General features: G+C 63.7%; 15 protein-coding genes. 11 read left to right on the top strand and 4 right to left on the bottom strand.

Annotated elements, in window-relative coordinates:
* The first annotated feature begins 33 nt into the window (after nucleotides 1-33).
* The 9 genes from J3454_RS04415 (at nucleotide 34) to J3454_RS04375 (ending at nucleotide 8,901) form a co-directional block, all read left to right on the top strand.
* Entirely contained in the window at nucleotides 34-1,224 is a 1,191-nt protein-coding gene (locus tag J3454_RS04415; protein WP_349512534.1) for a parallel beta-helix domain-containing protein, read from the top strand.
* Nucleotides 1,221-2,237, top strand: coding sequence for an SO2930 family diheme c-type cytochrome (locus J3454_RS04410; protein ID WP_349512533.1), 1,017 nt, complete (start codon nucleotides 1,221-1,223; stop codon nucleotides 2,235-2,237). The genes J3454_RS04415 and J3454_RS04410 overlap by 4 nt, the downstream gene beginning before the upstream one ends.
* A complete protein-coding gene (locus tag J3454_RS04405) occupies nucleotides 2,234-3,235 on the top strand; it encodes an alpha/beta fold hydrolase (RefSeq protein ID WP_349512532.1) in 1,002 nt (333 codons plus the stop codon). Before J3454_RS04410 ends, J3454_RS04405 begins: the two co-directional genes overlap by 4 nt.
* Nucleotides 3,236-3,337: 102 nt before the next feature.
* Nucleotides 3,338-4,042, top strand: a complete 705-nt coding sequence (locus J3454_RS04400) for an aspartate/glutamate racemase family protein (RefSeq protein ID WP_349512531.1) — start codon at nucleotides 3,338-3,340, stop codon at nucleotides 4,040-4,042.
* 301 nt (nucleotides 4,043-4,343) lie between these two features.
* A complete protein-coding gene (locus J3454_RS04395) occupies nucleotides 4,344-5,510 on the top strand; it encodes a deoxyguanosinetriphosphate triphosphohydrolase (protein ID WP_349512530.1) in 1,167 nt (388 codons plus the stop codon).
* The gene (locus J3454_RS04390) at nucleotides 5,503-6,219 is read left to right on the top strand and encodes an NAD(P)H-binding protein (protein ID WP_349512529.1); all 717 of its coding nucleotides are present in this window, start codon (nucleotides 5,503-5,505) and stop codon (nucleotides 6,217-6,219) included. Before J3454_RS04395 ends, J3454_RS04390 begins: the two co-directional genes overlap by 8 nt.
* Nucleotides 6,216-6,668: an ABA4-like family protein gene (locus J3454_RS04385; RefSeq protein WP_349512528.1), complete on the top strand. Its 453-nt coding sequence runs from the start codon at nucleotides 6,216-6,218 to the stop codon at nucleotides 6,666-6,668. The genes J3454_RS04390 and J3454_RS04385 overlap by 4 nt, the downstream gene beginning before the upstream one ends.
* A 71-nt stretch (nucleotides 6,669-6,739) precedes the next feature.
* A complete protein-coding gene (locus J3454_RS04380; protein WP_349512527.1) occupies nucleotides 6,740-8,305 on the top strand; it encodes a long-chain-fatty-acid--CoA ligase in 1,566 nt (521 codons plus the stop codon).
* Entirely contained in the window at nucleotides 8,302-8,901 is a 600-nt protein-coding gene (locus tag J3454_RS04375) for a DUF938 domain-containing protein (RefSeq protein ID WP_349512526.1), read from the top strand. The genes J3454_RS04380 and J3454_RS04375 overlap by 4 nt, the downstream gene beginning before the upstream one ends.
* 2 nt (nucleotides 8,902-8,903) lie before the next feature.
* Here J3454_RS04375 and J3454_RS04370 read toward each other — a convergent pair whose 3' ends face one another.
* The 3 genes from J3454_RS04370 to J3454_RS04360 form a co-directional block, all read right to left on the bottom strand.
* Nucleotides 8,904-9,035, bottom strand: coding sequence for an Entericidin EcnA/B family protein (locus J3454_RS04370; RefSeq protein ID WP_349512525.1), 132 nt, complete (start codon nucleotides 9,033-9,035; stop codon nucleotides 8,904-8,906).
* 94 nt (nucleotides 9,036-9,129) lie between these two features.
* Nucleotides 9,130-9,258, bottom strand: a complete 129-nt coding sequence (locus tag J3454_RS04365; RefSeq protein WP_349512524.1) for a hypothetical protein — start codon at nucleotides 9,256-9,258, stop codon at nucleotides 9,130-9,132.
* A gap of 61 nt (nucleotides 9,259-9,319) precedes the next feature.
* Nucleotides 9,320-10,231, bottom strand: a complete 912-nt coding sequence (locus J3454_RS04360) for a DMT family transporter (RefSeq protein WP_349512523.1) — start codon at nucleotides 10,229-10,231, stop codon at nucleotides 9,320-9,322.
* Between the two features lie 65 nt (nucleotides 10,232-10,296).
* On the opposite strand from J3454_RS04360, the gene J3454_RS04355 reads away from it, so the two are divergent.
* A complete protein-coding gene (locus tag J3454_RS04355; protein WP_349512522.1) occupies nucleotides 10,297-10,539 on the top strand; it encodes a hypothetical protein in 243 nt (80 codons plus the stop codon).
* A gap of 140 nt (nucleotides 10,540-10,679) precedes the next feature.
* Here J3454_RS04355 and J3454_RS04350 read toward each other — a convergent pair whose 3' ends face one another.
* Nucleotides 10,680-12,215: a TadA family conjugal transfer-associated ATPase gene (locus J3454_RS04350; RefSeq protein WP_349512521.1), complete on the bottom strand. Its 1,536-nt coding sequence runs from the start codon at nucleotides 12,213-12,215 to the stop codon at nucleotides 10,680-10,682.
* 178 nt (nucleotides 12,216-12,393) lie between these two features.
* On the opposite strand from J3454_RS04350, the gene J3454_RS04345 reads away from it, so the two are divergent.
* Complete coding sequence (locus J3454_RS04345; protein WP_349512520.1) at nucleotides 12,394-13,305, top strand: DMT family transporter; 912 nt, start codon at nucleotides 12,394-12,396, stop codon at nucleotides 13,303-13,305.
* The last annotated feature ends 37 nt before the right edge of the window (nucleotides 13,306-13,342 follow it).

The raw sequence follows: 13,342 nt of genomic DNA, 5'->3' as shown, positions 1-13,342 counted from the left end.
GGGTCAGATGGGGACTTGGAGGGAGAGAATTTCATGATGAAACGCGCCTTGATTGCCGCGCTGCTGGCATCCGCCGCTCCGGCGCTTGCCGAAACACACACGATTGCCGCCGGAGAGGGCGCGCAGGAGCGTCTGCAGGAGGCGTTGATCCTCGCCGCGCCGGGGGACGAGATCATGCTCGAAGCCGGGCGCTTCGTGTTGACCGACGGGCTCAGCCTCGATGTCGAGGGCGTGACGGTGCGCGGGGCGGGGATGGACGCCAGCGTGCTCGATTTCACCACCCAGCAGGGCGCCGGTGAGGGGCTGCTGGTCACATCCGACAACGTCACCCTGCGCGATTTCGCAATCGAAAATGCCAAGGGCGACGGCATCAAATCCAAGGGCGCCGACAACATCATCTACCACGCGCTGCGGGTCGAATGGACCGGCGGGCCGCTGGCGACCAACGGCGCCTATGGCATCTACCCGGTCGAAAGCGCCAATGTGCTGGTGCAGGATTCCTATGTCCGCGGCGCGTCTGATGCGGGCATCTATGTCGGGCAGTCGGAAAACATTATCGTGCGCCGCAACCGCGTGGTCGAGAATGTTGCAGGCATCGAGATCGAGAACTCCAATCGCGCCGAGGTGACCGAGAACCTTGCCACTCGCAACACTGGCGGGATTCTCGTTTTTGACCTGCCGGGCCTGCCCAAGGTCGGCGGGGGCGACGTGCTGATCGCGCGCAATGCGGTGATCGACAACAACACCGACAATTTCGCGCCCGAAGGCAATATTGTCGCCAGCGTTCCGGCGGGTACGGGGGTGATGGTGATGGCCAATGACAATGTGCACATCACCGACAACGCACTCATCAACAACGCGACCAGCCATGTCATGCTGATCGCCTATTCGCAGGACTACACCGACGCGCGTTATCAGCCGCGTCCGGTGAATGTGATGGTGCGAGACAATGTTTTCGGGTCGGGCGGGAGCGCACCCGATTTCGAAGGCGGAACGATGCTCGCTCAGGCCTTCGGCGGCAGTCTGCCGCCGGTGCTGACCGACGGACTGCACGAAAAACTGGCGGTGATGGGCAAGGTCACGGCGATCACGCTCAACCTGTCCGAGGTCGGACAGCCTCTCACGGAGGCACGGCCTTCGATCCTTCAAATGCCGCCCATCGTCAGCGTCAAGGATCTGGCTCCGGTGGCCCTGCCGGCGGAAATGGAGGCGCGGCTCAGGTGAGGCGCGATACAGCCCTGCTGGCGGCCGCGAGCTTGATGCTCGGCGCGGTGGTGGCCGAGGCGCGGCTGACTGCGCCGCAGGTGTCGGACGTCGCTATTGCCGGTGCGGGTTTCCCCAAAACCCTTGGCGAATTCGGCTTCTTCGCTGACGGCGCGCGGCAGGTTCCGGCTGCGCGGGTCACTCCCTATGCGCTCAACACCCCGCTGTGGTCGGACGGGGCGGACAAGCTGCGCTTCATCTACGTGCCCGAAGGCACGCAGCTCGCCGCGGACGGAGATGGCCTGCTGCAATTCCCCGTCGGCGCGGCGATCATCAAGACGTTTGCCTATGGTGAGGGGGCGGATCGCCGGTTGATCGAAACCCGCGTGCTGCTGCACCGTGCGGATGGCTGGACGGCGTTGCCCTATCGCTGGAATGCCGAGCAGACCGAGGCCAGCCTCGCGCTGGCGGGCGGACGGATCGACCTGACAACCCCGGCGGGGGAGGCGATTTCCTATGCCATTCCCAACAAGAACCAGTGCAAATCCTGTCATGGCAAGGATGGCGCGGTGATCCCGATCGGGCCGAAGGCGCGCAACCTTTCGGCGGATTGGTTGGGGCAAATGGTGAATCGCGGCAATCTCGACCGCGTACCGGATGGCGCGGACGGGCTGCCCGACTGGCGTACCCACGCGGTGGGCCCTGCTGAGCCACTCGCCCGGGCTTACCTGGATGTGAACTGCGCCCATTGCCATCAACCCGGCGGGGGAGCGTCCAATTCGGGGCTTGATCTGCGGTGGGAGCAGGATGACGCGCACGCGCTCGGCATCCTCAAGCGCCCGGTTGCGGCGGGACGCGGGGCGGGCGGGCATGATTTCTCGATCCTGCCGGGTCAGCCGGATGGGTCGATCCTGCTCTACCGCATGGACAGCGCCGAACCCGGCATCGCCATGCCCGAACTGGGGAAGGCCAGCGTTGACCGCGACGGCGGAGCCGTGGTGCGCCGCTGGATTCTGGAGATGAAACAACAATGAGATGGGTCTGGCGCGGATTGCTCGCGCTCCTTGGCGTTCTGGTGATCGCCTTCCTGATTTTCCGCACCCCTGATACCGATGCCGCAGAAATGCGCGCCAAGTATGGCGGGCCGCCTTCGCAATTCGTGGATATCGGCGATGATGTAACCGTCCACCTGCGCGATGAAGGGCCGCGCGATGCCCCCGCAATCGTGCTGTTGCACGGCTCAAATGCCGATCTGCACACCTGGGAGCCGTGGGTGGCGGCGCTGAAGGACGATTACCGGGTGATCCGCTTCGATCAGGTCGGCCACGGGTTGACCGGGCCTGACCCGGCGCATGATTACAGTCGCGCCAATTACGTGGCGGATATTGCCGAGGTCGCCGACGCGCTCGGGTTGAATCGCTTCATCCTCGGCGGCAATTCGATGGGCGGCAAGCATGCGCTGGCCTTTGCCGTCGCTCATCCCGAACGCGTTGCCGGGCTTGTGCTGGTCGACGGCAGCGGCGGGCCGATGCTGGATATCGACACTGGCAAGCCGGAAACGAAGAAAAAGGATAGTGGCGGCGGCAATATCGGCTTCACCATCGCCCGAATGCCGGGGGTCAACCTGCTGGTCGAACAGATCACACCGCGCAGTCTCATCGCGCAAAGTCTCGATCAGAGCGTCTCGGTGAAATCGGTCGTTACCGAGGCGGCGGTGGACCGCTATTGGGAACTGCTACGTTATCCCGGCAACCGCCGCGCGACGTTGGAGCGTTTCTCGCAAGCCTATGATCCGCTGACCGAGGCCGAGATTGCAGGCGTTACCGTGCCTACGCTGATTCTGTGGGGCGAGGAAGACCGGCTGATCCCGGTCGAGGCCGGACGATGGCTCGACCGAACGATGCCCGACAGCACGCTGGTGGTCTATCCCGGTATCGGCCACCTGCCCCAGGAGGAAGCGGTCAAGGACACGCTCGGCGATCTTTTGCCTTGGCTCGATACTTTTACCGCCCAAGCCACACTCACCGAATAGTCCACGCCGCACGCTGTGGGCTATGGACGCGGGGCACGCTTCCTCGCTACATCCGTTCGCAGGTGCACAAGGAATCGGCACGCACAATTGAAGGAATGGCGTTTGCGCAAATTGGGGATCATCGGCGGCATGAGCTGGGTGTCGACGGCCATGTATTACGACCGGATCAACCGCATCGTCCAGAAACGCGCCGCGCCGATGGCCAGCGCACCGCTGCTGATCGAAAGCCTCGATTTCTGCCAGCTTTATGCGCTGGTCGAGGAGCGCGACTGGCAGCGCGCGGCAGGCGTCCTGATCGACAGCGCGCGGCGGCTGGAAGGGGCCGGGGCGGAAGCGCTGATCATCGGAGCCAATTCGATGCACCGGCTTTACGATGATGTCGCGGCAAGCGTAAACATCCCGATCCTGCACATCGCCGAATATGTCGGCTTGACGATGAAGCGCGCTGGTCACACCAATGCCGCTTTAATCGGCACGCGCAACGTCATGACCGAAAGCTTCTATCGCAAACGGTTGGTCGCTCACGGCATCGACCTGCTGCCGCCCAACATGGAATTCGTCGCGATGCTCGACAGGATCATCTACGACGAGTTGATGGTCGGCAAGGTGACACGCGATGCGCAGCGCACGTTGAAGACGATCATCACCAACAAGGCGCAGGAAGGGGCCGAGGCGATCGTGCTGGCCTGCACCGAGCTGGATCTGGTGGTCGATGTCGACGCCAATGTCCTGCCGGTGTTCGACAGCACCCGAATTCACTGCGAGGCGGCGGCCAACTGGATTCTCGATCAGGAAGAGGTGCATTAGTCACCGGCTCGTCTCTAAACTGAAACGTTTCGGCGCAGTGGATGCGTGCAAGTGGTGCAACGTTCTCCAGCACCACCTAAGTGCGCCCACAGAATTTGTCACAACGAAAGTCAGGCAGGTTCCGGGTCTTCGGGTCGCACCGACAGGCCCATGGGGCCACTCTCCTTCCCCCCAATCACCGGTGAGTGGCCCCATAATCCCCTCGCTTGAGGCGCGGATCGGCAGTTTCCCTCCTATTTGAACGATGTTGCGCATCTGTTCCGGTTGAGCCGATGCTCTGGCTGACCTAATCGCTGCAGCTGTGACCAATCACTCCCCCTACGCTGCCGACCCCGAGGCTCACGGGCCACGCGAGTGGGGCGGCAAGACCGCTGGCGAGCGCCGCGGCCCGCGCAGCGCCTTTCAACGCGATCGCGACCGGATCATCCATTCGATGAGCTTCCGGCGCCTGAAGTCAAAGACTCAAGTGTTCATCGCGCCTGACGGTGACCACTACCGCACTCGCCTCACCCACAGCCTTGAAGTCGCGCAGATCGGGCGGGTGATCGCCCGCGCGCTAGGATTGGACGAGGATCTGACCGAGGCGCTGTGTCTTGCCCATGATCTGGGCCACCCGCCATTCGGCCATGCGGGCGAGGCGGCGCTGTCGCAAGCGATGGAGCGGCATGGCGGATTTTGCCACAATGCGCAGGCGCTGCGCACGGTCATGCGGATTGAATGCCCCTATCCCGCGCACGACGGCCTGAACCTCACATGGGATCTGCTCGAAGGGCTTGCCAAGCATAATGGCCCGGTGATCGCCCCCAACTGGGAGCTGGCAGAACTCGACGCGGCTTTTCCGCTGATGCTGGGTACCTGGCCTTCGCTGGAAGCGCAGGTGGCGGCGGTGGCGGACGATATCGCCTATGATAATCACGACATCGACGACGGACTGCGGGCTGGGTTTCTTCAACTCGACGATCTCCTGACGCTCGATTTCCTCGCAGATCAGTGGCGGGCGGTCGAAAAGCGCTTTCCCGATGCCCCGCGTGAGCGTCTGCTGCGCGAGATGGTGCGGGATCAGATCGGTTTGATGGTGAACGACGTACTCGAACACACGGCGGCGCAGGTGAAAGGCTTGCGTTCGGTCGCCGAAGTGCGCGAGGCCGGACGGCAGCTGGCGGGCTTTTCGCCTGCCATGACCGAGCAGGAGCGGCGGCTGAAGGCCTTCATGTACGAACGTCTGTACTACCATCCCGAACAGGTCGCCGCCGCAGAACGTGCGCGCAATGTCGTTGCGCGGCTGTTCGCCGCCTATTCGCAGGATGCCCGGCTGATGCCGGATGACTGGCAGGCGCGGCTGCCCCGGCACGAACCCCAGCGCAGCCGGATGATCGCGGACTTCATCGCCGGCATGAGCGATCGCTTTGCCATGCAGGCCTGCAGCGCGATCTATGGCGAACGGCCAGCAGGGTTGGTCAATGTCTGATACGCGCGTCCCGGTACGCGTCGCGCTGGTTGGCGCGACTGGCCTGATCGGCCGCGAAGTCATCCAGCGTGCGAGTGCAAGTGACGACGTGCGCATTCTGGGAATCGCCCGGCGCGAAGCTCCGCTGCCGGCAGGCGCGCGGATGGAGATGTTCGTTGCCGAACCCGACAAGTGGGGCGAGGTGTTCGAAGCGGCGCGGCCGCGCGCCTTGATCTGCGCGCTCGGCACGACGTGGAAGAAGGCCGGTCGCGATGAAGCCGCATTCCGCAGTGTCGATCACGATCTCGTGCTGGCAACGGCGCAGGCGGCCCACCGTGCGGGCGTCCCCAACATGGTGCTGGTCAGCGCCCCCGGGGCCGATCCGCGCGCCAAAAGCCTTTACATGCGGGTAAAGGGCGAAACCGAGGCGGCGCTGTCGAAGGTCGGGTTCAAGCGGTTCGACATTCTGCACCCCGGCCTGCTCAGGGGCGAGCGGGTCGACGATCTGCGCTATGCCGAACGCGCCGCGCTGATCGCCGCGCCGCTGGTCGATCCGCTGCTGTCGGGGTCGTGGCAACGATTCCGTTCGATCGACGCCGGATTGGTGGCCGAAGCCGCGCTCAGCCTTGCGCTGCGCCGGGCGGGCGGCCGCTTTACCCACGATAACGAAGCCCTGCGCCGTGCCGCGCGCCAGTGGCGGCAGGTGCGCAATATGGAGGCGGCGGAATGATCGACTGGGATGCACTGTTCGGAATGGTGAATCTGCTCGCGCTGATCGCGTGGACGGTGCTGATCCTGCTGCCGCGTTGGCCGGCGCTGCTTTCGGGCGTGATGTATGTTGGCGTTGGCCTGTTGTGCCTGATCTATGCCGTCACCATGATCGGCGTGGTGAGCGGGCTGATCCCCAATCCCGAAGGCGGCGGCGCGGATTTCACCAGCATCGAAGGCGTGCAGGCGATCTTCGCCACGCGTGCAGGCGTTGCTATCGGCTGGACGCATTACCTCGCCTTCGATCTGTTCGTCGGCCTGTGGATCGCACGCGACGGCGATGCCAAAAATGTTTCCCGTCTGATTCAGGCACCGATCCTGCTGGCAACCTTTCTGGGCGGGCCGCTTGGGCTGCTGATCTGGCTGGGCGTGCGCGAGCCTGCTGCGCGCAAACAGGGCCGGTTTCGCTGATTCGCTGCTGGACCGCATCGCTCAACATCGCTTAACCTCTGCCCCCACAGCTTTTGGGAGAGAGCAAAGTCATGGGCGAAATTGCGCAGCACGAGTTGATCACCCTTGAGGAGATCCTGATCCACTGGGCAGCGACCCAGCCCGATGCGCCGGCGATGGAAGGCGTGGGCCTCAGCTACACCTACGGCGAAACCGAGGTGCTCACGCGCAAGATCATCGCGCTGTTCAAGGCGAACGGCATTTCGCCGGGAGATCGGGTGGCGTTTCTGGGCAAGAACAGCCCGGTCTATGGTCTGATGCTGTGCGCCTGCATGCGGTACGGCGCGGTGATGACGCCGGTGGGCTGGCGGCTGGCCCCGCGCGAGATCGCCTATATCCTCGGCGATACCGGCGCAAAGCTGCTGATTGCTAAGGATGTTTTCATGGATATGGCGCGCACCGCGATGGCGAGCATGGACGCAGCGCCCGATCTGATGTCCGCCGATGCGATGCTGGCCGAACTGGCCGGGCTGGAGCCTGCCCGATACACGCCGGCAGGCCCGGACGATGCGATCCTGCAGCTCTATACCAGCGGCACGACCGGCAATCCCAAGGGCGCAACTCTGTCCAACCGCAATCTGTGTGAACTGCGGGTCGAGGGCATCCGGGCAGGTTTGAGCTATTACACCGATTACCGCGCGGGCGATTGCATGCTGGTGGTGATGCCGATTGCGCATATCGGCGGCACGGGATCGGTGATGCTCGGCGTGGAAAGCGGCATTCGCGTGGTGTTCGAGCCTGAATTCACCCCCGACGGCGTGATTGACGCCATCATTGCCGGGGCGACGCATATGTTCCTTGTGCCCGCGGCGCTGCAATTCGTGATCCAGCACCCGCGCGCGGCCTCAACCGATTTTTCCAATCTGCGCTACTTCATCTACGGCGCTGCCCCGATGCCGCTCGAATTGCTGAAGCAAGCGGTTGCCACCATGCCGACAACACAATTCCTGCAAGCCTATGGGATGACCGAGACAACCGGGACGATCTCGATCCTGCCGCCCGAGGACCACTCGACCGAAGGCAATGAGCGGATGCGCTCTGCGGGCAAGGCGCTGCCCGGCGTCCGGATCGAAGTGCGTGGGCCTGACAATGTTGAAGTGCCGCGCGGCACAATCGGCGAGGTGTGCATTCATTCGCCGTCGAACACCGCCGGATACTGGAAGTTGCCCGAAGCGACCGCCAAGACCATCGACCCCGATGGCTGGCTGCACACCGGCGATGCCGGGATCATGGACGCGGATGGCTATGTCTATATTCAGGACCGCATCAAGGACATGATCATCTCTGGCGGAGAGAATGTCTATCCCGCTGAGGTCGAAAGCGCGATCTACGGCCATCCCGCCATTGCCGAAGTCGCCGTGATCGGCATACCAAGCGCCAAGTGGGGCGAGGAGGTGAAGGCTTGCGTGGTCGCCAAACCCGGCCATACAATCGACGAGGCCGATGTCATCGCCTGGGCGCGTGAACGGATCGCCGCGTTCAAGGCTCCCAAGAGCGTCGATGTCATCCCGATGATGCCGCGCAACGCCAGCGGCAAGATCCTGCGACGTGAGCTGCGTGCGCCGTTCTGGGAAGGGCAGGAGCGGCAGGTTTCGTGAGCGATAAGCAGCACGCCCCTGCAACCCTGCGCAACCGCGAGCCGATTGCCGAAGTGCTGGCACGCGAGTTGCCTGCCAGCGGCACCGTGCTCGAAATTGCGGCGGGTACCGGGGAACATGCGATGTTCTTTGCGGATCGCTTTCCGGCGCTGCACTGGCAGCCGACGGATCCTTCGCCAGAGGCGCTGGCGTCGATCGCCGCTTATCAAGCTGAATACCCCGGCACGAATTGTGCCGCGCCGCTCTTACTCGATGCGGCAATGCCGGAAACCTGGCCGGTTACCAGCGCCGCTGCAATTTTGTGCATCAACATGGTGCATATCAGCCCGTGGGAAGCGACAGTCGGACTGTTCCGGAGTGCTGCTCAGGTGTTGGGCAACAGCGCGGGCGCGTTGATCCTTTACGGCCCATTTATGGAGCAAGGGATCGAAACCGCAGCCTCCAATCGCGAATTCGATGCGAGCCTGAAAGCACGCGATGCGCGTTGGGGGCTGCGCGACGCGGAAGCGCTGGATCGCCTTGCCGCCGAACACGACATGGCCCGCAGCGCACGTTATGCCCTGCCAGCCAATAATATCATGCTGATTTACAGATAAAATCAGTCGATCGCGCGCTTGCCGGCCTTGCCGACCGACTTGATATCGTCGCCCAAGCCATCGACCGTGTTGCAGGCGGTGGAGGTCAGCGACAGGGCGGCGAGGACAGCGGCTACAAGCACATTGCGAATCATTATCGGGTCCTTTCGGTCAATCGTCATACGATCAACGCACGGCCCTGCATAAATATTCCTTGCAACGGCGTGAAGCGCTATCCTCGCGCGCAGGTCAGATTTCTTCTTCGACCGTGTTGGATGCCGACTGCAGGTCTTCCCCTGCGCCTTCAACCGTGTTGCAGGCTGCTGCCGAGAGGGCGAGGGTGCCGGCGACGAGTGTCGTAAGAGTGGTACGGATCATGTCATGCTCCTTGCTTGCGGACATGCCCAGGAAACAGGACGCGGCCCCCGCGTGTTCCATTTTATGCGGCGGGATGCGCCCGGGCGCGGGCGAGTTGCCGTTCGCGCCACGCGATCAGCACGCCTGCGCCGATAATCAGCGGCGCACCCAGCCACAGGCTCGCCGGGGCGGCGCGATCGAACACGTAATATCCGTAGAAACTTGCCCACAAAAGCGCGGTGTAATCCATCAGCAGGATCACCGCCGCCGATCCGAACCGCAGCGAGGTGGTCAGCAGCATCTGCGCGGCGGCTCCGGTCAGCGCCATCAGCAGGATGATCCCCCACGTCACCGGATCATGTCCGGACATCACGAAAGGCAGCGCCAACGCGGCGACCGGGGTGCTGATGGCGGTAAACCAGAAAACAATGCTCCACGGGTTTTCGGTGGTGTTCAGATCCTGAATCTGGAAACTGATGAACGCCACCACTGCCGGCGCAATCAGGCCCACCACCACGCCGGTCAACGTCACGCCTTCGGCTGCCGCGCTTCCGGGCTGCATTACCACCAGCACGCCGGCAAAGCCGATCACCACGGCGGACCAGCGATAGCGGCCGATTTTCTCGCCGAACAACACCATCGCGATCAGCACCGCGAAGATCGGTGCGGTAAAGCTCAATGTGGTCGCTTCTGCCAGCGGCAGCAGCAACACCGCGCCATAGGTGAACAGCATGCCGACAAGGCCGGTTGCCGCACGTCGCCCATGTGCGCCAAGCCTGCGGGTTCGCAGTAGGGACAGCCGACCCGCCAAGGCGAGGCCCGTACCCAGCAGCACCACAGTGAGCAGTTGCCGCCAGAAGATCAGTTCTATCAGGTGTGCGCCGCGTTCCCCCGCCAGCTTGACCAGCATCGCCATCGTCGCGAGCGCCAGCGCGGTAGCGAGGCGGACACAGAGCGCAAGCAGCGGGCGGGGGCGAGCGATCGAGCCATCCATCGGCTGCGGACTTGGCCCAGCGCCAGGGATTGCGCAAGCGCGGTCACGCCCTACATCAGCGCGCCATGGAATTTCTCGCCCGCTTTGCCCTTTTGAGCGACGCTGCGCAGGTCGCCATCACCGGCGGGCTGTTTTGGACCTTTGCGGCCTTTGCCGGAGTGATGGAGCGACGGCGGATCAAGCGGCGCGACGTGTCCCGGCTCGAACAGGTCGGCTGGGTGCCGTGGCTCGGCCTGTTCATGGCCGCGGCGATCATCGGCGGCGGGATGCTCGCGATGAGCCTGCCGGTTGTGATCGGGGGGTTGTAGGCGCGGGCGCTACGGCCGGCCTGCAAGGTTGGGGCAGCCCCATATTCCATGGCGGCAAACGACGCCGAAGGCGTCGCAAGGCCGACCGGCCGCCGGCCGGTTAGGCCGCATGATCCGGGCCGGACGGCCCGGATCGCGTGTCAGAGGCACGCCTCCAAATACGCCTGATCGAACCCGAACTGGCGCGCCTTTTCGAGCGTGTAGGGGCGCAGGCCCGACGCGCGGAATTCGCCGAGGATTTTGCCGTCCTCGCCTTCATCCAGGTATTCGAACTTGAACAATTCCTGCGTCACGATCACGTCGCCTTCCATCCCGATCACCTCGGTGATGTTGGTGGTGCGGCGCGAACCGTCGCGCAGACGCTTGACCTGCACGATGAGGTCGACGGATTCGGCGATCTGGCGGCTGATGGCTTCCTTCGGGATCTTGATGTCGCCCATCAGGATCATGTTTTCCATACGGCCAAGGCATTCGCGCGGGCTGTTGGCGTGAAGCGTACACATCGAACCATCGTGACCGGTGTTCATTGCGGCCAGAAGGTCGAAACATTCCGCGCCGCGAATTTCCCCGAGGATGATGCGGTCAGGACGCATACGCAGGGCGTTCTTCACAAGGTCGCCGATGGTGATCGCGCCCTGACCTTCAAGGTTCGGCGGGCGGGTTTCCAATGGCAGCCAGTGCGGCTGTTGCAGGCGAAGTTCGGCCGCGTCTTCGATGGTCAGCACGCGCTCGCCCGGGTCGATCATCTTCGACAGGGCGTTGAGCATGGTGGTTTTACCCGAACCCGTGCCGCCCGAAATCACGACATTCATCCGGCACGCACCCGCGATTTTCAGCGCGGTACACATCTTGTCCGACATCGAACCGAAATCGCGCAGCATATCCAGCGTGATCGGCTTTTCGGAAAACTTACGAATCGAGATCGCGGTCCCACGAAGGCTCAGCGGCGGCACGATCACGTTCACACGTGAGCCGTCTTTCAGGCGGGCGTCGGCAAGCGGCGTGGTCTGGTCGACGCGGCGGCCGACCTGGTTCACGATCCGCTGCGCGATCTGGAACAGATGCTGTTCATCGCGGAACCGGATAGGGGCGAGGGTGAGCTTGCCCTTCTTTTCGATGTAGGTCTGATCCGGGCCGTTGACCATGATATCGGAAACGTCCGGGTCGTTCAGCAATTCTTCCAGCGGGCCGAAGCCGAGCAATTCGTCGATCAGCACCTTTTCCAGCGCGAATTGTTCGCGCCGGTTCAGCGTGACCTTCAGTTCGGCCAGCACTTCCATGATGATCGGACGGAATTCTTCGGAGAGTTCTTCCTTCGTCAGCGTTGCCGCCGCTTCGGGATCGACCCGTTCGAGCAGACGCGGGAGCACCTGTTCCTTGATCTTGTGGACGCTGGCTTCGAACCCGCCGACTTCGGAGTTGCCTTCATTGACCGCGGCCATGCGCTCGTTGAGGCGATCGATCGCTTCGGCGCTGGTCGCGGGACGGCTCTGCGCTGGCGAGGGCGCCGCCTCATCCTTGGTCGATTCGCCGGGAAGCGGCGGGAACTGATCGCCGCCACGCTGCCCTGCTGCCGAACTGCCGCCGGCGCCCTTCATCGGCCGAGCTACCCCGAAGGCCGGCCTGCCGCCGGGCTTCAGTCCGCCAGCATTGCCCTTCTTGCCGAATGCGCTCATTCCCAGCCCCCAAGGCTTGTGATCATGTCCTGAACCTCTGTCGCCAATCGTGCGAAAGGTCTCTTCCGAAAAATGGTGAATAGGCAGGAAAGCTTATTTTTTCCCTAAGGCCCGCCTGTCTGGCTTGGCTGCTCGAAGTGGATTGTGCTGACGCACCGGCGCTTCTAGGCGATGCCGGATGAACGATCAGCACCGCACCGGACTTGGCCTTGCCGTGGCGGGATTTGCGCTTCTGTCGGTGGGTGATGCGGTGGTGAAGTCGATGGCCGACGCCTGGCCCGCGTTTGCGGTGGCGGCCTTGCGCTTTTCTCTGGGGGCGGCAGGTCTTGCACTGCTTCTGCTGAGGAGCGAGGGACCGCGCGCATTCGTGCCCCAGCGGCCATGGCTGCAGGCGGGGCGCGGTGTGTGTCTGGCGGTGGCTTCGGTCTGCTTCTTTTCGGCGATCTACCTGATGCCGCTGGCCGAGGCGATGGCGATCGCCTTTCTTTCGCCGGTGCTGACGCAGGTGCTGGCCGGCGTGCTGCTGGGCGAACGGGTGGAACACAGGGTCTGGCTGGCGTCGCTGGTGGCGCTGTGCGGGGTTGCCATCGTGCTGCGCCCCAACCTCGCCGAACTTGGACTGGCTGCGCTGCTGCCGCTGATTTCGGCCTTGTTCTTTGCGCTGATGATGGTCGCCAACCGGGCGAGTGCGGGGCAGGGCAGCGCATTGTCGATGCAGGTCTTCATCGCAGGGCTGTGCGCCCCGCTGCTGATTGCGGGCGCTATCATGGCAAAGCTTTCGGGCGTTCCCGCGCTCGATTTCGGTTGGCCGAGGTGGGATGTGGTGGCCCGCTGCGCCGTCGTCGCCGTGACAGCCAGCACCGCGCACTGGCTGGTCTATCTCGGCACGGCCAAGGCAGGCGCAGGGCAGATTGCTCCGGCTGTGTATGTGCAGATGCTGGTGGCGATCGTGCTGGGCTGGTGGTGGTTCGGCGACCGACCGGATATCTACACCCTTGCAGGGGCCGGGCTGATCGTGGCTTCGGGCCTGTATCTTTGGCGCGGCGCCCCGCGCAGGGCCCCAAGCAGGGACTTGCCGATCAAACTCTAACGGCTAGAGCGTTGAACCGCGCTCGGGGCATCAAGGA

Origin of the sequence: Erythrobacter sp. NFXS35 (assembly GCF_040148725.1) — a bacterium.
Taxonomy (GTDB): Bacteria; Pseudomonadota; Alphaproteobacteria; order Sphingomonadales; family Sphingomonadaceae; genus Erythrobacter.
The sequence above is the reverse complement of the archived record's forward strand: the minus strand, read 5'-3'. Positions and strand labels throughout refer to the sequence as shown.

Coding starts and splice junctions, on each gene's coding strand:
- J3454_RS04390 (WP_349512529.1), top strand. CDS start 5,503: ATGTCTGATACGCGCGTCCCGGTACGCGTCGCGCTGGTTGGCGCGACT.
- J3454_RS04360 (WP_349512523.1), bottom strand. CDS start 10,231: ATGGATGGCTCGATCGCTCGCCCCCGCCCGCTGCTTGCGCTCTGTGTC.
- J3454_RS04365 (WP_349512524.1), bottom strand. CDS start 9,258: ATGATCCGTACCACTCTTACGACACTCGTCGCCGGCACCCTCGCCCTC.
- J3454_RS04385 (WP_349512528.1), top strand. CDS start 6,216: ATGATCGACTGGGATGCACTGTTCGGAATGGTGAATCTGCTCGCGCTG.
- J3454_RS04405 (WP_349512532.1), top strand. CDS start 2,234: ATGAGATGGGTCTGGCGCGGATTGCTCGCGCTCCTTGGCGTTCTGGTG.
- J3454_RS04415 (WP_349512534.1), top strand. CDS start 34: ATGATGAAACGCGCCTTGATTGCCGCGCTGCTGGCATCCGCCGCTCCG.
- J3454_RS04380 (WP_349512527.1), top strand. CDS start 6,740: ATGGGCGAAATTGCGCAGCACGAGTTGATCACCCTTGAGGAGATCCTG.
- J3454_RS04345 (WP_349512520.1), top strand. CDS start 12,394: ATGAACGATCAGCACCGCACCGGACTTGGCCTTGCCGTGGCGGGATTT.
- J3454_RS04370 (WP_349512525.1), bottom strand. CDS start 9,035: ATGATTCGCAATGTGCTTGTAGCCGCTGTCCTCGCCGCCCTGTCGCTG.
- J3454_RS04350 (WP_349512521.1), bottom strand. CDS start 12,215: ATGAGCGCATTCGGCAAGAAGGGCAATGCTGGCGGACTGAAGCCCGGC.
- J3454_RS04355 (WP_349512522.1), top strand. CDS start 10,297: ATGGAATTTCTCGCCCGCTTTGCCCTTTTGAGCGACGCTGCGCAGGTC.